We start from the raw sequence: 20,512 nt of genomic DNA, 5'->3' as shown, positions 1-20,512 counted from the left end.
ACCTGAGAGAATCGGGCGACGCGGACGCGTCGCCCGATTCGTCGTCTTCAGGCCGACCCCGCCCTTTCCTCCCTCAAGACCGGAGAACCTATGCCGATCGTCTCCCTCGAGCACGTGTCGAAGAGCTACCCCTCGCCGTCCGCATCCGGCACGCAGATCACCGCCGTCGACGATGTGTCTCTGCAGATCGAGCAGGGAGATGTCTTCGGAATCATCGGCTATTCGGGTGCGGGGAAGTCCACCCTGGTGCGGCTCATCAACGCGTTGGAGCCGGCCTCCGCGGGCCGCATCACCGTCGACGAGGTCGAGATCACCGCACTCAGCGAACGTGAGCTCCGGCGCGTGCGAAGCGGAATCGGGATGATCTTCCAGCAGTTCAACCTCTTCTCATCGAAGAGCGTGCGGGCCAACATCGCGTATCCGCTGAAGCTCGCGGGATGGTCGAAGGCCGACATCGACGCGCGCGTGACCGAGATGCTGTCTTTCGTGGGGCTGAGCGACAAGGCACGCTCGTACCCCGAGCACCTGTCGGGAGGGCAGAAGCAGCGCGTCGGGATCGCGCGGGCGCTCGCGACCAGGCCGGCGATCCTCCTCGCCGACGAAGCGACCAGTGCGCTGGACCCGGAGACGACACATGAGGTCCTCTCCCTGCTCAAGCGCGTCAATGAGGAGCAGGGCGTCACGATCGTCGTCATCACCCACGAGATGGACGTCATCCAGACGCTCGCGACCAGGGTCGCCGTCATGGACCGCGGGCGAGTGATCGAGCAGGGAGACGTGTTCGAGGTCTTCTCCAACCCGCAGCATGCCGCGTCGCAGCGATTCGTCGGTACGGTCGTCAAGGGCGTTCCCTCCCCGTCCGAACGCGCCGTCCTGCGTGAACGGCACCAGGGACGACTCGTAACGTTCTCCTTCCGTGACGGTGGTCCGTCCCAGGCGCAGGTTCTCCTTGAGCTGGCGGAGGCCGGGCTGGAGTTCGAGCTCGTCTTCGGAGGTATCAACGACATCCGCGGTAGGGCCTTCGGCCACTTGACTCTCGCGATCCGCGGGGACGACGCTCGCATCGACGCGACGCTTGCACGGATCTCGGAGCGCATCGAAGTGACGGACATCGACCGCGAGGAGGTGCGCTGATGGATCGTCTGATCGAGTTGGGTCCTGAGTTCTGGACGGCTGCCGTCGAGACGCTTTACATGGTGTCGCTGACGCTGGTGCTGGGCGGTCTGTTGGGAGGCCTGATCGGAGTGGGGCTGTACCTGACACGGCCGGGCGGCATGCTGCAGAACAGAGCGATCTCCGCCGTGCTGAACCTCTTCATCAACTTCTTCCGCCCGATCCCCTTCGTGATCCTCATCACGGTCCTGATCCCGTTCTCCCGATTCATCGTGGGCAGCGGCATCGGCACGAACGCTGCCATCGTCGCCCTGGTGGTGGCGTCGATGTTCGCCATCGGCCGGATCGTCGAGCAGCATCTGGTCGGTGTCTCGCCGGGAGTCATCGAAGCCGCGCGCGCGATGGGAGCCGGACCGTGGCGAACCCTCCTCACGGTGGTGATCCCCGAGGCGCTTGGGCCGCTAATCCTGGGATACACATTCGTGATCGTGGCGCTTATCGATATGACGGCGATGGCGGGTTACATCGGCGCAGGCGGGCTGGGAAACTTTGCGTTGACGTACGGCCGACGCCAGTTCGAGCCTGTCGTGATGTGGGCGGCTGTGCTCCTCATCGTCGTGTTCGTGCACGTGGCTCAGACGCTCGGCACCCGGCTCGCGCGGAAGGTCATGCGCCGCTGAGGCCGATCAGCGTGCCGGGGCCTCCTGCAGGCTCCGGCGCGTGGTGAACGTGCGCTCCTGCCCGCTCAGCGGATCGGTGAACCGGAGCTCGCGTGCGAGGAGCTGGAGCGGGCGGGTGAAGTCGTCCGGACGCTCCGGCTGCAGCACGGGGTAGAAGCCGTCGTGGAGGATGCCGAGGCCGAGCGCGGCGAGGTGCACGCGGAGCTGGTGCATCTTCCCGCTGTGCGGACGGAGAAGCGTGTGCACGACGCGGTCGTCGGTGGCGATGACCTCGATGAGCGTCTCGGAGTTCGGCTCGCCGTCCTCATCCACCTGCACGCACACCTGACCGCGGAGCTTCTCGATGCGGTTGCGGTAGACGAGCGGGAATCGCGACGGATCCCAGTCCGCCGGGCGCGCGGAGACGGCCTCGTAGACCTTCTCCACGCGGCGGTCCTCGAAGAGCAGTTGGTAGGCGCCGCGGGTGGCAGGGCGGGCGGAGAACATCAGCAGGCCCGCCGTGGCCCGGTCCAGGCGGTGGATGGGCGTGAGCTCCGGGTTGCCGAGACGGTTGCGCAGCCGGACGAGGGCGGAGTTCTGCAGGTACTTGCCGCCCGGCGTGGTGGGGAGGAAGTGCGGCTTGTCCACGACCACCAGGTGCTCGTCCTGGTGCAGGATCTCCTCGGCGAACGGGATCTCCTTCTCGGTCGGAGGCTCCCGGTAGTACCAGACGAACTCCTCGGCGCCGAGAGGCGTGTCCCGGGAGAGCGGCCGGCCGTCGCGCGCGACGATCTCCCCGCGGTCGAAGCGCACGAGCAGCCGCTCCGGATCCAGGTGGAAGAACCGCTCGACCATGTAGGCGGCGACGGTGGGCCATGCACCCGTCATCGGCACGTGCAGCCGGGTCGCGCCGACCCCGTCGCGCACGGGAAGCGGGGAGGGCATGCCCATGTCTCGGCCTTCGGAGCAGGGGTCGCGGGGCCGCGACCGGGTGCTTCCAGCCTAGGCGACCGGCCGGGCAGAGTCCGTGGGCCGCGGCCGCCACTCATCCCGCCTCGGTTGCACGATCCCGTTGCGCCTGCACGACCGTTCCGGGGTTTTCGTCCCACGTCCGGACCTCGGTCGTGCATCCGGAGTGGTGGGGACCCGACCGGAGACAGGGTCGCTGTCCGCCTCGGTTGCACGATCCGGTCGCGCCTGCACGACCGTTCCGGGGTTTTCGTCCCACGATCGGACCCTGGTCGTGCATCCGGAGCGAGGGGACCGGAGACGGAGCCCCGGAACCGGTCGGGGTGTCAGCGGGTTTCGGTGGACAGCCAGTCGTCGAAGGTCGTCGGCGCCGTCCGCGCGTCGTCGCCGGGAAGCAGCACCTCACCCGCGAACTCGACGCCGAGCGCGGCACCCTTCCACGCGGCGCGCAGCGGAAGCTCACGCCCCCACGCGGCGAGGGTGCGGCGCGCCATGTCGACGGCGTCCTCCGTGCGGGGTCCGGCGATGTCGAACGAGCCGCCGAGGGCCGGCGACTCCGCCGCATCCACGAGCGCGACGGCCACGTCTGCGGGCGCGATGGGCTGCAGCAGCAGAGGGGGCACGATGCCTTCGCCGTCCTCGATGCTCCACTCGGCGATCATCGCGGGGAAGTCGTGGAACTGCGTCGCCCGGACGATGGTGAACGGCACCGCGCCGCGCGTGACCTCACGCTCCTGGGCGCGCTTACCCGCATAATGCGGATTGCCGCGCACGCGATCGAGCGCCGCGATCGAGAGGGCCACGTGGTGGCCGACCCCGGCTTCGTCCTCGGCGGTGAGCAGCGTGCGGCTGAGCGTGGTGAACACCCGCTCGGCCTCGGCGACGTCGGATACCGGGGGATTCGTCGCATCGACGACCGCATCCACCCCGCGTAGCAAAGCGGCGAGGCCTTCGCCCGTGGTCAGATCGACGCCCTCGCTGCGGCTGAGTGACAGCGGATCGTGCCTCCGACGCCGGGCCTCTTCGACGACCAGTCGCCCGATCCGTCCCGTTCCTCCTGCGACCGCGATGCGCATGCCCACTCCTTCAATCATGGATATTGTGTGTCCACAATAGGGCGGCCTGGATACGATGGGCAAGTGAAACTTCCCGAGACCTCCGAATGGGTGCTGCACACCGTCGCGGTGATCGCTCAGCTCCCCGCGGGGTCGACGGTGTCCGGAGCGCAGCTCGCCGAGCATTTCGGGGTGCCGGGGCCGTATCTGTCGAAGCAGCTCGCCAAGCTCGTCCGCGCCGGAATCCTCACAGGCAGCACGGGACCCCGCGGTGGTTTCCGTCTGGCCAGGGAGCCCGAGATCATCAGCATCCTCGATCTCGTCTCCGCGGTGGACGGCGCCGCCGACCCCTACATCTGCCGCGAACTCCGTCAGCAGGGGAGGGGCGCCGCCCGCCCGGAGGACTGCACCGCGCCGTGCGGACTCGCCGTCGTGATGCGCCGCGCCCACGACGCCTGGCGGGCTTCGCTGAAGGCAGTGTCGATCGCCGAGGTCGTCGCCACGCTCCCGGACACCGTCCCGGCCAAGAACCGGCGCCTCCTCCTCGGTCCCTGACCTACCCGTTCGCACGATCCGTGCCGGGTCGTGTCCTGCGACGTCTGCACGATCCGGGTCCGGATGCACGACCCGTGTCGGATCGGTCCTGCGACGCCTGCACGACCTGGGTCCGGATGCACGACCAGGTGACCACTTCTCCCGGGCAGCCGTGCACGGATCGTGCAGGCGGAACAGACCGGACGGGTCGGCCGAACCGGACCGAACCGAACCGAACCACTCCAGGATCGGGTCAGGTGTCGAAGCTGAGGCTCAGTTTCCGCAGCAGGGCGGCCAGCCGGTCACGGTCGGCGCGGGAGAGGGCGCGCAGCAGGTCGGCCTCGGCGTCCACGAGCCGGGTGATCGCGGCGTCCACGCGGACCCGGCCGTCGTCAGTCAGGGTCACGAGCACGCTGCGGCCATCCGCCGGGTCGGCCTCGCGGCGCACGAAGCGACGGCCGACGAGACGGTCGATGCGGTTGGTCATGGTGCCGCTCGACACGAGAGTCTGCTGCAGCAGCTGCTTGGGCGAGAGCTGGAACGGGGAACCCGCCCGGCGCAGCGCGGACAGCACATCCCACTCCCACGGCTCCAGGTCGCTCCGACGGAACACCTCGCGGCGTGCACGGTCGAGGTGCCGCGAGAGGCGATCCATGCGGGACAGCACCTCGAGCGGGGAGAAGTCGAGGTCGGGGCGCTGTGTGTTCCACGCACCGACGATCCGATCGACCTCATCCGCCTCGCTCATCCGTTCATTATCGCGTGCGGCGGAGTCGTGGCCGCGGATGACGCGGGGAGCAGCATCGTGAGGAACGCGCTGTGCGGGTCGGGGAGGTACGAGCCGAACGGCGGACCCTCCCGGAATCCGGCGGCGGTGTACATGGCCAGGGCCGGAGCGAAGAAGGGGTCCTTGCCGGTCTCCAGCGAGAGGCGACCGATGCCTCGCGCGGCCGCGTCGTCGAGGAGGTGGCCGAGCATCGTGCGCCCGAACCCGCGCCCGCGGAACGCCGGGTCGGTGCGCATCGACTTCAGCTCCTCGTGTCCGTCGGCCACCACGGCCAGCGCACCGGTCGCGGCGATCCGTCCGTCGACGATCCCCGTGAAAAACCGGACGCGCGGAGTGAGGAGCCGGTCGAGCGGGAGTGCATGCTGGCTCTCCGGCGGAGCGGTGCCGTCCATCTCCGCATGGTGAGCGGCGATGAAGGCCGCGATCTCGGGGGTGGCGACGGTGACGCGCTCGATCACGATGGTCATCGCCCCAGCATCGCAGAGCGGTGTTTCGGGCGGATGACGGGCCGGTGCGACGCGGGTCGCACACACAGGAACGGACACCGGGACGTGGCAGACTTATCGGGCGGTGCCCCGGGGGTGCCGCGGTCCGCCGTGGTGTAATGGCAGCACGACAGCCTTTGGAGCTGTGAGGTCTAGGTTCGAGTCCTGGCGGCGGAGCATGACTGAGAACAACCTCGCCGTCGTCGTCCTCGCCGCAGGCCAAGGCACGCGCATGAAGTCGCGCCTGCCGAAGGTGCTGCACCGGATCGGCGGGCGTCCGCTCGTCGGACACGTGCTGACGACCGCGACCCGCCTGCACCCGGCGCACATCGAGGTGGTCGTGCGGCACGAGCGCGATCAGGTCGTCTCCGCGCTGCATGAGGACTACCCGGATGCGGTCTTCGTCGATCAGGACGAGGTTCCCGGCACGGGGCGCGCGGTCCAGGTGGCGGTGGATGCCCTTCCCGCCGACTTCGACGGCGACGTGCTCGTGCTCTCCGGCGACTGCCCGCTGGCCGATGCCGAGACGCTGTCGACGTTCCTCGACGAGCACCGCGCCTCCGGAGCGCCCGCGACCCTCATGACCGCCCTCGTCGACGACCCCACCGGCTACGGGCGGGTCATCCGAGACGCCGACGGCACGGTCGACCGCATCGTCGAGCAGAAGGACGCGACGGAGGAGGAGGCCGCCGTCAGCGAGATCAACGCAGGAATGTACGTCTTCCGTGCCGCCACGCTGCGCAGCTACCTGCCCCGCCTCGGTGTCGACAACGCGCAGGGCGAGATGTACCTCACGGATGTGCCCGGCCTCGTGCGCCGGGACGGCGACCGGGTCGCCGCCTCGATCGTCTCGGACGTCGAGGTCACGTTCGGGGTCAACGACCGCGCCCAGCTCGCCGAGGTCGGCCGGCGCCTGAACGCCCGCATCGTGCGCCGCTGGCAGCTCGAGGGCGTCACGATCGTCGACCCGGCCACGACCTGGATCGACGACGACGCCACGCTCGCCCCGGACGTCACCGTGCTCCCGAACACGCAGATCCTGCGCGCGACGACGATCGCCGCGGGAGCGACGATCGGCCCGGACACCACGCTCGTCGACTGCGAGGTGGGGGAGGACGCGGTCGTCCGCCGCACCGACGCGACCCTGGCCGTGATCGGTGCCGAGGCGACCGTCGGCCCGTTCTCGTACCTCCGCGCCGGTACCGTGCTCGGCCCGAAGGGCAAGATCGGCGCCTACGTCGAGACGAAGAACGCCGAGATCGGCGAGGGCAGCAAGGTCCCGCACCTGTCGTACGTCGGTGATGCGACCATCGGCCGCGGGGTGAACCTCGGGGCGAGCACCATCACCGCCAACTACGACGACGTCAACAAGCACCGCACGGAGATCGGCGACGAGGTGCACACGGGCTCGCACACGGTGCTGGTCGCGCCCGTTAGGCTTGGTCCTGGTGCGAAGACCGGCGCCGGCGCCGTCGTCCGCAAGGACGTCCCGGCCGGTGCTCTGGCCATGAGCGTGGCCCCCCAGCGCAACATCGAGGGGTGGGTCGAGAAGAACAGAGCAGGGACGGGCGCGGCGGATGCCGCGGCCCGGGAGAATTCGGCGGAATAGGCGGAGCATGGCCCGGAAGAAGAAGACGGTCGACCTGGATCGCGACAACGGCGTGGCCCCCGGCCTCGTCGCCAAGACGAAGAAGCGTCTGGTCATCGCGGGTGGTCGATCGCATCCCGAGCTGACCGCGGCCGTCGCCGCCTCGCTCGGCACCGAGATCGCTCCGGTCGAGCACCGCACCTTCGCCTCCGGCGAGATCTACGCCCGCTTCGAGGTCTCGATCCGCGGCTGCGACCTCTTCCTCGTGCAGACGTTCGGCGAGCCGGTCAACGAGTGGCTCATGGAGACGCTCATCATGATCGACGCCGCCAAGCGCGCCTCGGCCAAGCGGATCACCGTCGTCGCCCCCTACTATCCGTATTCGCGTCAGGACAAGAAGGGCCGCGGCCGCGAGCCCATCAGCGCCCGCCTCGTCGCCGATCTGCTCAAGACGGCCGGCGCCGACCGCGTCATGAGCGTCGACCTGCACGCCGCCCAGATCCAGGGCTTCTTCGACGGCCCCGTCGACCACCTCTTCGCCAAGCCGGTGCTCCTCGACCACTTCGAGCGCACACTCACCCCGGAGGACCGCGAGATCCTCACGGTGGTGTCCCCGGACATGGGACGCGTCCGCGTGGCCGACACCTGGTCGGACAGCCTCGGGGCGCCGCTCGCGATCATCCACAAGCGCCGCGACCCGAAGGTCGCCAACCAGGTCTCGGTGCACGAGATCGTCGGCACCGTCGAGGGGCGCACCTGCCTCCTCGTCGACGACATGATCGACACCGGCGGCACGATCGTCAAGGCGGCGCAGGCGCTCAAGGCGAACGGCGCGCACCGCGTGATCGTCGCCGCGACCCACGCGATCTTCAGCGACCCGGCGTCCGAGCGGCTGCAGGACGCGGCCATCGACGAGGTCGTCGTCACGGACACCATCCCGCTCTCGGAATCGCGCCGCTGGGAGACGCTGACCGTGCTGCCGATCGCGCCGCTGCTGGCCCGCGCGATCCACGAGGTCTTCGAGGACGGCTCCGTCACAAGCATGTTCGGCGGGGACGCGTAACGCATCGGGACGGCACAGCCCGTGCATAGCCCCGGTGCTTACGGTCGAGTCATCGACGGAAGAGTCGACCGACGACGACCACGGAGGACCCCATGATCCGCACGACCGTTCCGACCTCTGTCCGCACGGGCTCCGCCCTTCTCGGGATCGCGGGGCTGTTCGTCCTCGCCGGATGCTCGTCGACCGGCGACGCCGCAGACACCTCGACCGGCACCGACGAGACCGCGGGGTCGAGCTCCTCGTCCTCGTCGAGCGGGGGTGACGCCTCCGGCACCTACACCGACGGCACGTACACCGCCGACGGCTCGTACCAGACCCCGGAGACGGTGGAGGAGATCACCGTCACGCTCACGCTCGCCGACGGCGTCGTGACGGAGGTCGAGGTGTCGGGCGACCCGAAGGCCCCGGAGACCGAGCGGTACCAGGGCGAGTTCATCGACGGGATCGCCGACGAGGTCGTGGGGAAGCCGATCGACGAGCTGAACGTCAGCCGCGTCGCCGGGTCGTCGCTCACGAGCGGCGGCTTCAACGACGCCGTGGCCTCCATCAAGGAGCAGGCCGCCGCCTAGGCGCGAGGCGTCCTCATGGGGGAGTGGCGATTCGAGGCGATCGGCACCGGGTGGGAGATCGAGACCGGCGCCCCGCTCACGGATGACGTCCGCGCGGCCGTGACAGTGGAGATCGAGCGGTTCGATCGCGCCTGGTCCCGGTTCCGCGACGACTCCGATGTGGCCCGGCTCGGACGGTCGGGCGGCTCGCTGTCCTCGCCGGACGCGGGGCCGATGCTCGACGCCTATCGCGATCTCGATGCCGCCACGGCCGGTGCCGTGAACCCCCTGGTCGCCGACAGCCTGGAGGCCCTGGGCTATGACGCCGCGTATTCGCTGCGGGCCGGGGAGCCCCGCCCCGCTCCCGCGTCCTGGACATCCCTGCTGACCTGGTCGGCGGACACGGTCGAGGCGCACGATCCCGCCCTCCTCGACGTGGGCGCCCTCGGCAAGGGACGTCTCGTCGACCGCGTGATGGCGGTGCTGGCCGACATCCCCGGTGATGTTGTCGTGGATGCCGGTGGGGACATCCGCGTGCGGGGTGCCGGCGTGCGCATCGCGCTCGAGCACCCGTTCGATGCGCGGAAGGCGATCGGCGTCGTCGAGGTCGCTGACGGAGCGTTGTGCGCATCGGCCGTCAACCGAAGGGCCTGGGGCGAGGGCCTCCACCACGTGCTCGATGCGCGGACAGGACAGCCCGTCCGCACCTGGGCGGCGACGTGGGCACTGGCCCCGGAGGCGATGAGGGCAGATGCCGTGGCCACCGCGCTGTTCTTCGACGGCGGCCCGGAGCTGGCCACCCGCTGGGGCGTCGAATGGGTGCGCATGACCACCGACGGCCGTGTGCAGCGCTCGCCGGGCTGCCAGGCCGAGCTCTTCACCGCAGCTCGTGCGCGAGCCGCCGGAACCGTGGGAGACAGGACACCATGACCACTGCCTTCGCCGCCGCCCGCCAGCGCGTCCTCGCCGTCCTCGGCGCGCTGTCGATGTACCGCCTCGTGCTGTTCGCGCTGACGGCACTCGCGCTCATCGCCCTCGTGCTCTCCCTGCTCGGGGTGATCGTCTCTCCGACCCCGGTCGAGCTGCTGGCCTCCTTCGCGGTGCTGGCGGTGGCGATCGCCGCCGTGGACGCGGTCGCCCAGCGCCTGCTTCGCCTTCCGTGGCGCGTCGAGTCGTCCCTCGTCACCGCCCTCATCCTCTTGTTCGTGCTGCGTCCTGGTATCGAGCCGCCGGCCCTGCTCGGCCTCGCGATCGCCGGCGCGGTGGCGAGCGCGTCCAAGTACCTCATCGCCTGGCGGGGACGGCACATCTTCAATCCGGCCGCGTTCGGCGCCGCGGTGGTGTCGATCCTCGGAGCGTTCGGCGCGTTCAGCTGGCTCGGCACCTCGTCGTCGTGGTGGGTCGGCACACCGGTTCTCGTGATCCCTGTCGTCCTCCTCGGGCTGGCCGTGCTGTGGCGCACGGAGAAGGTCGGCGTCGTCCTCCTGTTCCTCGTCGTCGCCGTGGCCACGTCGATCGTGCGGCAGGCGGTGCAGGCCGGGCAGTTCGACGTCTCCTTCGATCTCACGACGGCACTGTCGTTCGCAGTGCTCCAGTCGCCGTTCCTCTTCCTCGGCGCGTTCATGCTGTCGGAGCCGTTGACGCTGCCGCCGCGGCGTCGTCAGCAGCTCGTCGTCGCCGTCGTGGTCGGGCTCCTCGCGGGGTGGCCGATCTCGGTGGGGGGCCTCTTCACGCTCGGGCAGGAGCGCGCCCTGCTCATCGGCAACCTCGTGGCCTTCGCGTTCGCCCTCCGCGGTTCGGTGCGCCTCATCCTCGAGCGCCGCGACTTCGTGACGCCGACCGCGCAGGAGCTCACGTTCCGGGCGAAGGGCCGCGTGCGGTTCCTGCCCGGGCAGTACCTCGAGCTCGATGTCCCGCATCGGCGCCCTGACGCGCGGGGGACGCGCCGCGAGTTCAGCATCGTGTCCGCCCCCGCCGACCTCCCGACACTCCGCATCGCCTACAAGAACGGCGACCAGCAGCATCCGTCGAGCTACAAGCGCGCTCTCGCGGCGGCCGAGCCCGGCGCGACCTTCGCGGTGACGGGCACCTGGGGCGATTTCATCCTCCCGCGCGGTGAGCAACCGGTGCTCATGGTGGCGGCCGGCATCGGTGTGACACCGTTCGTCTCGCAGCTTCGGCAGCTCCAGGCGACAGGGCAGCGGCGTGACATCGTTCTCGTCTATGTGGCGTCCTCGGCGGAGGAGCTCGCCTTCCGGGACGAGCTGGCCGCGACAGGTGTGCGCACGGTCGTGTTCACCCGCGACGAGCCGGCCGACATTCCTCCGCACTGGACGTGGGGGCAGGGGGCACGCCTGGACGCGGAGACCCTGGAGAGCGCGGTGGACGACCTCTCGGCGCGGCACGCGTTCATCTCCGGCCCGCCGCGGCTCATCGCCGACCTCGCGCCCGCGCTGCAGAAGGCCCGTTCCCTCACCACGGACGCCTTCGCCGGCTACTGACCCGGATCGTCTTCCCTTCCCTTTTGCCGGGGATTTGCGACGCCTGCACGACCCCGTGACACCCGCACGACGGAATCCCCGGTCTCGTCGTGCATCCCGCCCCGGATCGTGCAGGCGGCCCGGCCACGACAGAACTCCGTCACGACCCGTCGGCGGACCGGTGCGCGACCGGGGGACGCCTGCACGACCGGGGACGGGTGCACGACCGGGGGACGGGTGCACGACGGGATGGACGGATCGGTCGTGCCGACGGGGTCGGTTCGTGCGGGCGAGCACGGCTCGTCTCGACCGCGGACGACGCCTGCACGACCGGGGGGCGCCTGCACGAGGGGATGGACGGATCGGTCGTGCGGACGGGGTCGGGTCGTGCAGGTGTGCACGGCTCGTCTCGACCGCGGACAACACCTGCACGACCGGGGGGCGCCTGCACGAGGGGATGGACGGATCGGTCGTGCGGACGGGGTCGGGTCGTGCAGGTGGGGGCGACAGAAGTCGGAACCCCGGGTCAGTCGGGCGGGGTCTCGCCGGGGGGAGTCATCGGGATACGGACGGTGAAGGTCGTGTCGCCGGGCTGGCTGTCGACCGAGATGCGGCCGTGATGACCCTCCACGATGGCCTTGACGATCGCGAGACCGAGTCCGGTGCCGCCGGTCTGCCGGGCGCGGGAGCTGTCCCCGCGGGCGAACCGGGCGAAGAGCTCGTCGCGGAGGGCGGGATCGATCCCCGGGCCGTCGTCGTGCACGCGCAGCACGGCCTCGTCGCCCTCCCGAGCCACGCTCAACGTCACCGTGGTCCCCGCGGGGGTGTGCGTCCGGGCGTTGGCGAGCAGGTTCGCGACGACCTGATGCAGGCGCCCTGCATCACCGACGACGGTCACCGGCTCGTCCGGCACCTCGATGTTCCAGTGATGGTCGGCCGCCGTCGGCCGCGCATCCGAGAGGCCCTCGAGGGCGAGCTGGGCGAGGTCGACCGTGCCGTACACGAGCTCACGGCCCTCGTCGAGGCGGGCGAGGAGCAGGAGGTCCTCCACGAGTCGCGTCATCCGCAGCGACTGCGCCTGGATGCGCTCCAAGGAGGAGGTCGTGCCCTCGATGACCGCGTCTTCCTTCGTCGCCTCCGGCGCCTGACGCAGTGCCCGCAGCGAGAGCTCCGAGTAGCCGCGGATCGAGGCCAGAGGCGTACGCAGCTCATGGCTCGCGTCGGCGACGAACCGGCGCATCTGCTCCTCGTTCTTCTGTCGCGCCGAGAGGGACGTGTCCACGTGGTCGAGCAGCTTGTTGAGCGCGGCGCCGACGAGCCCGGTCTCCGTCCGCGGATCGGCCTCGCTCGCCGGCACGCGCTCGGTGATGCTGACCTCGCCACGGTCGAGCTGCTGATTGGCGACCCTCGTCGCGGTCGCCGCGACCGCGCGCAGCGGCCGCAGCCCCACGCGGATCGTGACCGCCGTGGTGAGGGCGAGGAGGATCAGGCCGCCCGCCGTGGCGAGCAGGATCACGGTGAGGAGCTGCGTGAGCTGATTCTGGACATCGTCGCGGGGGAGGCCCGTGACGACGACGACGCCGTTGCTCGCGGTGGTCGCGACGACCCGATACGAGCCGAGGCCGTCGAAGGAGACCGTGGCAGGGGTGCCGAGCGCGACCGTGCCGTAGAGCTGCTGCAGCTGATCGGGGGTGAGCGGCTGCGGCGCGCTGTTCAGCGCCCCGCGGCTGTCCTCGAAGGCGACGCCGCTCGGTCCCGCGATGGGGCTGCCGAGCGACAGCAGCAGCCCGGGCATGGGGTCCAGGCGATACAGGATGTTGTCGACGGTGGCCTCGGACGGCGCGATCCCCTCCACGATCCGATCCCTGATCGTCGCGGCGTAGCTCTTCACCTTGTTGTCGAGCTGGTCCTCCAGCGTGCTGCCGAGGGTGGCGCTGGTGATGACGGCGACGATGACGAGGATCAGCGACACGAACCCGATCACCGCGGTCATCAGCCGCGTCTGCAGGCTCATGGGCCGTCGCGCCACCGTCGCTCCGCTCACTGCGGGGCCTTGATCATGTAGCCGACGCCGCGCACGGTGTGCAGGAGGGGCGTGCGGCCGGCGTCGATCTTCTTCCGGAGGTAGGAGATGTAGAGCTCCACGACCGAGGACTTGCCGCCGAAGTCGTAGCTCCAGACGCGGTCCAGGATCTGCGCCTTGGACAGCACCCGGCGCTCGTTGCGCATGAGGTACCGCAGCAGCTCGAACTCGGTCGCGGTCAGCTCGATCTCCACGCCGTCCCGGACGACCTCGTGGCTGTCCTCGTTGAGCGTGAGATCGGCGACCCGGAGGATCGACTGCCCGTCGTCGGCGCTGGCGTGTCCGGTGCGCCGGATGATCGCGCGGAGCCGGGCGATCACCTCCTCCAGGCTGAACGGCTTGGTCACGTAGTCGTCGCCCCCGGCAGTGAGCCCGGCGACGCGGTCGCCCACGGCGTCCTTCGCCGTCAGGAAGAGGACGGGGACGAGGTTGCCCGCTTCGCGGAGCCGCTTGAGCACGGCCATCCCGTCGAGGTCGGGCATCATGATGTCGAGCACGAGGGCGTCCGGCTCGAACTCCTTCGCGACCTGGAGCGCCTCGAGGCCGGAGGACGCGGTGCGCACCTCCCAGCCCTCCATGCGCAGGGCCATGGCGAGCAGATCGGTGAGCATCTGCTCGTCGTCCACGGCGAGGATGCGCAGAGGGGAGCCGTCGGGGCGGCGCAGTTCGGGCAGGTCGCTGGTCATGCCTCTATTCTGCGGAACTTCCTATGTGATTTCTATGGAACGGGCTATGGGTTCTCTGGGAGATGTCCGCCTCATAGAACCCTCATCATCCGTCCCTCGGATCCGCATAACGGTCGTCCCTAGCGTCGGTTCCGCGCCGCGATCGTCGCGGCGGGAGGAGAGACATGTACGGACGATATCTGCGGCGCGAACTCGCGGGCCGCAAGAAGCAGACGGCGATCGTGGCCATCGGGCTCGCGATCGCGATCGGACTGGTGATCGTGGTGAACGCCCTGACGACCGGTGTGCGCGACGCCCAGACCCAGTCGCTGGCAGCGGTCTACGGAGTGGGGACGGATCTCACCGTCACCGGCGCCGCCGCGGAACCGGGCGACGGGACGGGACCGCGGTTCGAGTTCGACGAGGACGCGGGGGAGAGCGACGGCGGGACCACGACCCTGGAGCAGTCGACCCTGCGCACGGACTTCGGCCGGACGACGCTCGATGCCGCGGTGCTGGACACGGTGGCCGGTACCGACGGCGTCGCCGCCGCGACCGGTGCGCTGAGCCTGACGAACTCGACCTTCTCCGGTGAGCTGCCGAGCGGCGGCTTCGGCGGGCAGGACGGCGCGGAGGGCGGCGAGGCGCCTGCGGAGGGCCAGGCTCCTCCGCAGGGTGGCGGTGGCGGTGGCGGTGGCGGTGCGTTCGGCATCGACTCGTTCACCGTCCTCGGCATCGACCCGTCCGCGACGGAGGTCGGCCCGCTGGCCTCCGCCGAGATCGGCGAGGGGCGTGGGCTGGACGCCGACGACAGCGGAGCCCTCGTCGCGCTGGTGGACAGCACGTACGCCGCGAGCGAAGACATCGCCGTCGGCGACACCCTGGACGTCGCGGGCTCCGACGTCGAGGTCGTCGGCCTCCTCACCTCGGCGTCGGATGCCGCAGACACCGCGGCGGACGTCTACCTCCCGCTCGACACCGCGCAGGAGCTGGCCGGCGTGGAGGACGTGATCTCCACGGTGTACGTGCAGGCGGATTCGGCGGCGTCCCTCGACGAGGTGCAGACGGCCTTGGCGGAGGAGCTTCCCGACGCCACCGTCTCCTCCCAGTCCGAGCTCGCTGCGACCGTGTCCGGCTCGCTCTCGAACGCGACGGCGCTCGTCACGAACCTCGGCACCTGGCTGTCGATCATCGTCCTCGCCGTCGCCGTGCTGCTCTCGGTGCTCCTCACCCTCTCCGGCGTCGGCCGTCGCACCCGCGAGTTCGGCACCCTGAAGGCGATGGGGTGGTCGAACGGCCGCGTCGTGCGTCAGGTCGCCGGGGAGTCGATGGTGCAGGGACTCCTCGGAGGAGCGGCAGGTCTCGTGCTCGGCCTCGCCGGGATCCTGATCATCACTGTCGCGCAGCCGAGCGTAGCCGCCGGCTCCGCGGCCGTCGGCGGAGGCCCGGAGGGAGGAGGCGGCTTCGGTGGCCCCGGTGGCATGGCCCCGGGCGCGGAGACCGCCACCGACATCGTGCTGCAGGCACCGCTGACCCCCTGGGTGCTCGTCGCCGCCGTGGGCCTCGCGGTGCTGGGCGGGCTCGTCGCCGGCGCCTTCGGAGGCTGGCGGGCGGCGCGGCTGAGCCCGGCAGAGGCCCTGCGGTCCGTCGCATGAGCGGCGTCGCGAACCACACAGGAGAGAAGGAGACCGAGATGACCACGATGACGGATTCCGAGGCCCGCGTTCCGGCCTCGTCGGCGGCGACCCCGCTGTACCGGGCGACGGGTGTCACGCGCACCTATACGCGGCGGGGACGGACGGTGACCGCGCTCACCGGCGTCGACCTGGAGATCATGCCCGGCGCCTTCGTCACGATCCAGGGGCCGACCGGAGGAGGCAAGTCGACGCTGCTGCAGCTGCTGGGGGCGCTCGACACCCCGACTGCTGGGACGTTGCAGCTGGACGGCCGTGAACTGTCGTCGGCGTCGCCGTCGGAGCTGGGACGGATCCGCGCGCAGGAGATCGGATTCGTCTTCCAGGGGTTCAACCTGATCCCGACGCTGACGGCGGTGGAGAACGTCGACATGGCCCTGGAGCCGCTCGGCATCGACCGGGCGGAACGACGCACGCGGGTCGCCGCCGCTCTCGCCCACGTCGGCCTGGCGGACCGCGGAGACCATCGTCCCGCAGAGTTGTCCGGCGGGCAGCAGCAGCGTGTCGCGATCGCGCGGGCGATCGTCAAACGCCCCCGAGTGCTGCTCGCGGACGAGCCGACGGGCAACCTCGACGAGAGCATGCGCGACGAGATCCTCGACCTCCTCGAACGGCTGTGCGCGGAGGGCATCACCATGGTCGTGGTCACGCACGACTCCGCGGTGGCGCGGCGGGCGACGAAACGGCTGCGTCTGACGCAGGGGACGGTGAGGGACATCACCCGGTAGTCGGCGGCGCGGGGGAGGGGCGGACGGCGAGCCGCCCCTCTTCCGCGATGTCCGACCCCGGGTCTACCGTGTGCTCATGGTCGACCACGTCGAATCCGCACAGCCCACCGTCCACCGTCCCTCCACCGTCTCCGAGGTTGCCGCGCTCGTCCGCGCCGCCGCGCAGGAGGCGGTCCCCCTGACCGTCGTCTCCGGCGGCCACGGGCCCTGGTCCCACGCCCCCGCTCCCGGTCTGCGCCTCGAACTCGGGGCGCTCTCCTCGATCGAGGTCGACGGCACCGCCGTGCGCATCGGCGGCGGTGCCGTGTGGGGCGACGTCGCGAAGACTCTCGCCGGCCACGGCCTCGCCCTGAGCTCCGGCGACACGGCCAGCGTCGGCGTCGGCGGTCTCACCCTCGGCGGCGGCATCGGCTGGATGGTGCGCGCCTGGGGTCTCGCCGTCGATCAGCTCGTCGGCGCCCAGGTCGTCACCGCGAGCGGAGACGTGGTGGAGGTCTCGGCCACGCAGCATCCCGACCTGTTCTGGGCGCTGCGCGGCGGTGGCGGCAACTTCGGCATCGTCACCCGTTTCGACTTCGAAGCGCATCGCCTGCCGGGGATCGCGCTGGCCGAGTCCGTCGTCGAGGGCGACGCGACGGCCGTGCTCCGGGCCGCGCGCGAACTCCTCCGCGACGCCCCGCGCGAGCTGACCGTCACGTACATGGACGTGCCGCCCATGGACCCGAGCGCTCCGGCCGGTGCCCGGCTGACCGCCGTGTGGGCCGGGCCCGACCCGGAGGCGCTGCGCGTGGAGCTCGCGCCGATCACCGCCCTCGACGGTGTCACGACGGAGATCACCGAACCCGCCTATCGGGAGATCCTGATGGAGATGCCGCAGCCCGAGGGCGGCGAGGCTCCCGCCCCTCCCGGGTTCCTCGGCGGGAACGGTCTCGTCGCCGACCTCGACGACGGGACGATCGATCGGCTGGTGGCCTATCGGCGGGAGTACCCCGCCTCGGTCGTCTTCCTCCGGTCCCTCGGCGGGGCGTTCGGCGACGTTCCGCAGGAGGAGACGGCCTTCCCGGCGCGCACCGCGACCTGGTTCGTCATGGCCGGCGCCTTCGATGTCCCGGGGATGCTCGACGAGGAGGGGCGGGCGAAGGCCGCCGCCGACGCGCAGCGGATCGTCGGGGGCCGCCTCGCCGAGTACAGCAACTTCGTCGACCGGGAGCGACCGGACGCGGTGTCCGGGATGTACGACGGCGACGGCTACGCGCGTCTGCGGGCGGTGAAGGCGCAGTGGGACCCGCAGAACCTGTTCCGCCGCAACCACAACATCCTCGTGTGACGCACGAAGGGCCGAGCACCGTACGGTGCCCGGCCCTTCGCAGACCCGAGGTCAGTGCGTGTCTTCGGCCTCGATCTCGGAGCGGTCGCCCGACCACAGCGTGTGGAAGGTGCCCTCCTTGTCGATGCGCTTGTAGGTGTGCGCGCCGAAGAAGTCGCGCTGACCCTGCACGAGAGCAGCCGGGAGGCGGTCGGCGCGGATGCCGTCGTAGTACGACAGCGACGACGAGAACGCCGGAGCCGGGATGCCGGACTGCGCCGCCGTGACCACCACACGACGCCATGCCGCCTGGCCGCGGGTGAGCGCCTCGGCGAAGTACGGAGCCGTCATCAGCACGGGCAGGTCGGGGGTCTCCGCGTAGGCGTCTGCGATCCGGTTCAGGAACTGCGCACGGATGATGCAGCCGCCGCGCCAGATCTTCGAGATCGCACCGAGGTCGATGTTCCAGCCGTACTCGGCGGCGCCGGCACGGATCTCGTCGAAGCCCTGCGAGTAGGCGACGATCTTGGAGGCGTAGAGCGCCAGGCGGACGTCCTCGACGAAAGCGTCGACCTCATCGGCCGGGACCGTGAACTCCTCGTCCGGACCGGGAAGCGCCGCGGCGACCGCGCGCTGCTCGGGGTGCGAGGAGAGCGAGCGGGCGAACGTCGCCTCGGCGATGCCGGAGACCGGGACGCCGAGCGAGAGTGCGGTCTGCACCGTCCAGGCGCCGGTGCCCTTCGCGCCGGCCTGGTCCAGGATGACGTCGACCAGCGGCTTACCGGTCGCCGCGTCGACCTGGCGCAGCACCTCGGCCGTGATCTCGATGAGGTACGACTCCAGCTCTCCGCGGTTCCACTCGGCGAAGATCTCGGCGATCTCTGCGGGAGTCTTGCCGGTGCCGCGACGGATGAGGTCGTAGGCCTCGGCGATGAGCTGCATGTCCGCGTACTCGATGCCGTTGTGCACCATCTTGACGAAGTGGCCGGCGCCGTCGTGGCCGACGTGCGTCACGCAGGGCTCGCCCTCGGCGACTGCGGCGATGGACTTCAGGATCGGCCCGAGCGTGATCCAGGACTCGTCCGAGCCGCCCGGCATGATCGAGGGGCCGGTGAGGGCGCCCTCCTCGCCGCCGGAGATACCCGCGCCGACGAAGTTGATGCCGGTCTCGCGGACCGCCTTCTCGCGGCGGATGGTGTCGGGGAAGTAGGCGTTGCCGCCGTCGACGATGATGTCGCCCGGCTCGAAGACCTCCACGAGGGAGTCGATCACGGCGTCGGTCGGCGCTCCGGCCTTGACCATGATGATCGCGGTGCGCGGCTTCTGCAGCGAGTCGGCGAACTCCTGGTACGTCTTCGCGGGGATGAAGCCCGCCTCGGGATGCTCGTCGAGGAGGGTCTGGGTCTTCTCGTAGCTGCGGTTGAAGATCGCCACGGTGTTGCCCTCGCGGCTCGCGAGGTTGCGGGCGAGGTTCGACCCCATGACGGCGAGTCCGACGACTCCGATGTTCGCTGATGCTTCGGGCACGGAAGGCTCCTCGATCGTGAAGAAGGGTTGTCTTCAGCGTATCGCTGTGCGCCGGATGGAGGCGCACCCGATGACGCATCACCGTCATCGTCCGCGACGTCGGGCGGTCCGGAGGCTCCGGACCTCTACGCTGAAGGGAGCACAGGAGCTGGAGGGAGTCGGTCGTGACGGAGTCCGAGAAGAAGGTCCGCGCCGTCGTCGCGGTGCCGTTGACGGAGGAGCTGTGCGGGCTCATCGAGGAGCTCGAGCCGCGGCTCGAGGTCATCCAGGATGCATCGCTCGTGCCTCCCATGCGCGGTCCGGCCGACTGGTCGGGCGACCCCGACTTCACCCGCACGCCGGAGCAGCAGCGCGCGTTCGAGGCCCTCGTCGACTCCGCTGACGTGCTCTTCGGCATCCCCGACGTCGACCCCGACGCACTTGCTCGGACGGTCTCTGCGAACCCGCGGCTGCGGTGGGTCATGACCACGGCGGCGGGCGGCGGCAGCACGGTCAAGGCCGCGGAACTCGACCGCGCCGACCTCGACCGCATCGTCTTCACCACCAGCGCCGGCGTCCACGGCGGCACGCTCGCCGAGTTCGCCCTCTTCGCGGTGCTCGCCGGGGCGAAGGACCTTCCGCGCCTGCGGATCGATCAGGATCAGCGCATCTGGCCCGAGCGGTGGGAGATGCGCCAGGTCGACGAGATGACCGTGCTCGTGGTGGGACTCGGCGGCATCGGCGCGGAGTGCGCCCGCCGTTTCCACGCTCTCGGCGCTCGGGTGTGGGGGACCACTCGCTCCGGTCGTCCGGTCGAGGGCGTCGATCGCCTCATCGCGCTGGACGACCTCGTGGACGCGGTGGGGGAGGTCGACGCTATCGTCGTCACGCTTCCGGGCACGGAGCAGACCAGACATCTCATCGGCGAGGAGGTTCTGCGGGCAGTGAAGCCCGGGGTCATCCTCACCAACGTCGGGCGCGGGAGCGTGGTCGATGAGACGGCGCTGCTCTCCGCCCTCGACGACGGCCGCGTCGGCTTCGCCGGGCTGGATGTCTTCGAGCAGGAGCCGCTGCCCGCCGAGTCCCCGCTGTGGGCGCACCCGCGCGTGCTCGTCAGCCCGCACACCGCGGCGCTCAGCTCGAAGGAGGAGGAGCGCATCGCGCGGCGGTTCGCCGAGAACGCCACCCGCCTGCTCGACGGTCGGGAGCTGCGCGCAGTGGTCGACACGGTCGAGTTCTACTGAATCGG

The 20,512-nt window shown here is 70.4% G+C and carries 19 protein-coding genes and 1 tRNA gene; 13 read left to right on the top strand and 7 right to left on the bottom strand.

The genetic code is table 11. The features are described 5' to 3' along the window. Nucleotides 1–90: 90 nt before the first annotated feature. Together AB0N68_RS00680 and AB0N68_RS00675 are read left to right on the top strand one after the other, a co-directional pair. Nucleotides 91–1,134, top strand: a complete 1,044-nt coding sequence (locus AB0N68_RS00680; protein WP_259954589.1) for a methionine ABC transporter ATP-binding protein — start codon at nt 91–93, stop codon at nt 1,132–1,134. Further along, a complete protein-coding gene (locus tag AB0N68_RS00675) occupies nt 1,134–1,793 on the top strand; it encodes a methionine ABC transporter permease (RefSeq protein ID WP_187661969.1) in 660 nt (219 codons plus the stop codon). Before AB0N68_RS00680 ends, AB0N68_RS00675 begins: the two co-directional genes overlap by 1 nt. Nucleotides 1,794–1,799: 6 nt before the next feature. Here AB0N68_RS00675 and AB0N68_RS00670 read toward each other — a convergent pair whose 3' ends face one another. Together AB0N68_RS00670 and AB0N68_RS00665 are read right to left on the bottom strand one after the other, a co-directional pair. Beyond that, the gene (locus AB0N68_RS00670) at nt 1,800–2,723 is read right to left on the bottom strand and encodes a pseudouridine synthase (RefSeq protein ID WP_259954590.1); all 924 of its coding nucleotides are present in this window, start codon (nt 2,721–2,723) and stop codon (nt 1,800–1,802) included. A gap of 344 nt (nt 2,724–3,067) precedes the next feature. Further along, complete coding sequence (locus AB0N68_RS00665; protein ID WP_259954591.1) at nt 3,068–3,817, bottom strand: SDR family oxidoreductase; 750 nt, start codon at nt 3,815–3,817, stop codon at nt 3,068–3,070. Between the two features lie 63 nt (nt 3,818–3,880). On the opposite strand from AB0N68_RS00665, the gene AB0N68_RS00660 reads away from it, so the two are divergent. Continuing rightward, entirely contained in the window at nt 3,881–4,351 is a 471-nt protein-coding gene (locus AB0N68_RS00660) for an RrF2 family transcriptional regulator (RefSeq protein WP_292797379.1), read from the top strand. Nucleotides 4,352–4,583: 232 nt separating this feature from the next. On the opposite strand, the gene AB0N68_RS00655 is transcribed toward AB0N68_RS00660, so the two are convergent. Both AB0N68_RS00655 and AB0N68_RS00650 read right to left on the bottom strand, forming a co-directional pair. Next, nucleotides 4,584–5,078, bottom strand: coding sequence for a MarR family winged helix-turn-helix transcriptional regulator (locus AB0N68_RS00655; RefSeq protein WP_025105633.1), 495 nt, complete (start codon nt 5,076–5,078; stop codon nt 4,584–4,586). Continuing rightward, a complete protein-coding gene (locus AB0N68_RS00650) occupies nt 5,075–5,584 on the bottom strand; it encodes a GNAT family N-acetyltransferase (RefSeq protein WP_259954592.1) in 510 nt (169 codons plus the stop codon). The genes AB0N68_RS00655 and AB0N68_RS00650 overlap by 4 nt, the downstream gene beginning before the upstream one ends. A gap of 123 nt (nt 5,585–5,707) precedes the next feature. On the opposite strand from AB0N68_RS00650, the gene AB0N68_RS00645 reads away from it, so the two are divergent. From AB0N68_RS00645 to AB0N68_RS00620, 6 genes are all read left to right on the top strand, one after another. Beyond that, nucleotides 5,708–5,779: transfer RNA gene (locus AB0N68_RS00645), tRNA-Gln, on the top strand. 1 nt (nt 5,780) lies between these two features. Further along, nucleotides 5,781–7,211, top strand: a complete 1,431-nt coding sequence (gene glmU / locus AB0N68_RS00640) for a bifunctional UDP-N-acetylglucosamine diphosphorylase/glucosamine-1-phosphate N-acetyltransferase GlmU (protein WP_259954593.1) — start codon at nt 5,781–5,783, stop codon at nt 7,209–7,211. A gap of 7 nt (nt 7,212–7,218) precedes the next feature. Further along, entirely contained in the window at nt 7,219–8,253 is a 1,035-nt protein-coding gene (locus AB0N68_RS00635) for a ribose-phosphate diphosphokinase (protein WP_187661963.1), read from the top strand. Between the two features lie 92 nt (nt 8,254–8,345). Next, nucleotides 8,346–8,822 (top strand): FMN-binding protein, encoded by a 477-nt coding sequence (locus AB0N68_RS00630; protein ID WP_259954594.1) that lies wholly within the window; start codon nt 8,346–8,348, stop codon nt 8,820–8,822. A gap of 15 nt (nt 8,823–8,837) precedes the next feature. Further along, nucleotides 8,838–9,731 (top strand): FAD:protein FMN transferase, encoded by an 894-nt coding sequence (locus AB0N68_RS00625; protein ID WP_187661961.1) that lies wholly within the window; start codon nt 8,838–8,840, stop codon nt 9,729–9,731. Continuing rightward, a complete protein-coding gene (locus AB0N68_RS00620) occupies nt 9,728–11,302 on the top strand; it encodes an FAD-dependent oxidoreductase (RefSeq protein WP_259954596.1) in 1,575 nt (524 codons plus the stop codon). The genes AB0N68_RS00625 and AB0N68_RS00620 overlap by 4 nt, the downstream gene beginning before the upstream one ends. A 505-nt stretch (nt 11,303–11,807) precedes the next feature. On the opposite strand, the gene AB0N68_RS00615 is transcribed toward AB0N68_RS00620, so the two are convergent. Continuing rightward, entirely contained in the window at nt 11,808–13,295 is a 1,488-nt protein-coding gene (locus AB0N68_RS00615; RefSeq protein WP_259954597.1) for a sensor histidine kinase, read from the bottom strand. A gap of 26 nt (nt 13,296–13,321) precedes the next feature. After that, complete coding sequence (locus tag AB0N68_RS00610; RefSeq protein ID WP_136051691.1) at nt 13,322–14,050, bottom strand: response regulator transcription factor; 729 nt, start codon at nt 14,048–14,050, stop codon at nt 13,322–13,324. Nucleotides 14,051–14,214: 164 nt separating this feature from the next. Between AB0N68_RS00610 and AB0N68_RS00605 the strand changes: the two genes are divergently transcribed. The 3 genes from AB0N68_RS00605 (at nt 14,215) to AB0N68_RS00595 (ending at nt 17,778) form a co-directional block, all read left to right on the top strand. Next, nucleotides 14,215–15,684 carry an ABC transporter permease gene (locus AB0N68_RS00605; protein ID WP_313366582.1) on the top strand — a complete coding sequence of 490 codons (1,470 nt, stop codon included), beginning with the start codon at nt 14,215–14,217 and terminating at the stop codon, nt 15,682–15,684. A gap of 47 nt (nt 15,685–15,731) precedes the next feature. Continuing rightward, the gene (locus AB0N68_RS00600; RefSeq protein WP_396654779.1) at nt 15,732–16,451 is read left to right on the top strand and encodes an ABC transporter ATP-binding protein; all 720 of its coding nucleotides are present in this window, start codon (nt 15,732–15,734) and stop codon (nt 16,449–16,451) included. A 76-nt stretch (nt 16,452–16,527) separates the two neighbouring features. Beyond that, nucleotides 16,528–17,778, top strand: coding sequence for an FAD-binding oxidoreductase (locus AB0N68_RS00595; RefSeq protein WP_292795574.1), 1,251 nt, complete (start codon nt 16,528–16,530; stop codon nt 17,776–17,778). Nucleotides 17,779–17,829: 51 nt separating this feature from the next. On the opposite strand, the gene gnd is transcribed toward AB0N68_RS00595, so the two are convergent. Then, a complete protein-coding gene (gene gnd, locus AB0N68_RS00590; RefSeq protein WP_187661956.1) occupies nt 17,830–19,284 on the bottom strand; it encodes an NADP-dependent phosphogluconate dehydrogenase in 1,455 nt (484 codons plus the stop codon). 164 nt (nt 19,285–19,448) lie between these two features. Here gnd and AB0N68_RS00585 point away from each other — a divergent pair, with 164 nt between their 5' ends. Beyond that, nucleotides 19,449–20,507: a D-2-hydroxyacid dehydrogenase gene (locus AB0N68_RS00585; protein ID WP_187661955.1), complete on the top strand. Its 1,059-nt coding sequence runs from the start codon at nt 19,449–19,451 to the stop codon at nt 20,505–20,507. The last annotated feature ends 5 nt before the right edge of the window (nt 20,508–20,512 follow it).

This window comes from Microbacterium meiriae (assembly GCF_040685015.1).
Lineage (GTDB): Bacteria > Actinomycetota > Actinomycetes > Actinomycetales > Microbacteriaceae > Microbacterium > Microbacterium meiriae.
The sequence above is the reverse complement of the archived record's forward strand: the minus strand, read 5'-3'. Positions and strand labels throughout refer to the sequence as shown.

Excerpts from the sequence above, each read along its gene's own strand:
- AB0N68_RS00680 (WP_259954589.1), top strand. The coding sequence starts at position 91 with ATGCCGATCGTCTCCCTCGAGCACGTGTCGAAGAGCTACCCCTCGCCG.
- AB0N68_RS00675 (WP_187661969.1), top strand. The coding sequence starts at position 1,134 with ATGGATCGTCTGATCGAGTTGGGTCCTGAGTTCTGGACGGCTGCCGTC.
- AB0N68_RS00670 (WP_259954590.1), bottom strand. The coding sequence starts at position 2,723 with ATGGGCATGCCCTCCCCGCTTCCCGTGCGCGACGGGGTCGGCGCGACC.
- AB0N68_RS00665 (WP_259954591.1), bottom strand. The coding sequence starts at position 3,817 with ATGCGCATCGCGGTCGCAGGAGGAACGGGACGGATCGGGCGACTGGTC.
- AB0N68_RS00655 (WP_025105633.1), bottom strand. The coding sequence starts at position 5,078 with ATGAGCGAGGCGGATGAGGTCGATCGGATCGTCGGTGCGTGGAACACA.
- AB0N68_RS00650 (WP_259954592.1), bottom strand. The coding sequence starts at position 5,584 with ATGACCATCGTGATCGAGCGCGTCACCGTCGCCACCCCCGAGATCGCG.
- glmU (WP_259954593.1), top strand. The coding sequence starts at position 5,781 with ATGACTGAGAACAACCTCGCCGTCGTCGTCCTCGCCGCAGGCCAAGGC.
- AB0N68_RS00635 (WP_187661963.1), top strand. The coding sequence starts at position 7,219 with ATGGCCCGGAAGAAGAAGACGGTCGACCTGGATCGCGACAACGGCGTG.
- AB0N68_RS00630 (WP_259954594.1), top strand. The coding sequence starts at position 8,346 with ATGATCCGCACGACCGTTCCGACCTCTGTCCGCACGGGCTCCGCCCTT.
- AB0N68_RS00625 (WP_187661961.1), top strand. The coding sequence starts at position 8,838 with ATGGGGGAGTGGCGATTCGAGGCGATCGGCACCGGGTGGGAGATCGAG.
- AB0N68_RS00620 (WP_259954596.1), top strand. The coding sequence starts at position 9,728 with ATGACCACTGCCTTCGCCGCCGCCCGCCAGCGCGTCCTCGCCGTCCTC.
- AB0N68_RS00615 (WP_259954597.1), bottom strand. The coding sequence starts at position 13,295 with ATGAGCCTGCAGACGCGGCTGATGACCGCGGTGATCGGGTTCGTGTCG.
- AB0N68_RS00610 (WP_136051691.1), bottom strand. The coding sequence starts at position 14,050 with ATGACCAGCGACCTGCCCGAACTGCGCCGCCCCGACGGCTCCCCTCTG.
- AB0N68_RS00605 (WP_313366582.1), top strand. The coding sequence starts at position 14,215 with ATGTACGGACGATATCTGCGGCGCGAACTCGCGGGCCGCAAGAAGCAG.
- AB0N68_RS00600 (WP_396654779.1), top strand. The coding sequence starts at position 15,732 with ATGACGGATTCCGAGGCCCGCGTTCCGGCCTCGTCGGCGGCGACCCCG.
- AB0N68_RS00595 (WP_292795574.1), top strand. The coding sequence starts at position 16,528 with ATGGTCGACCACGTCGAATCCGCACAGCCCACCGTCCACCGTCCCTCC.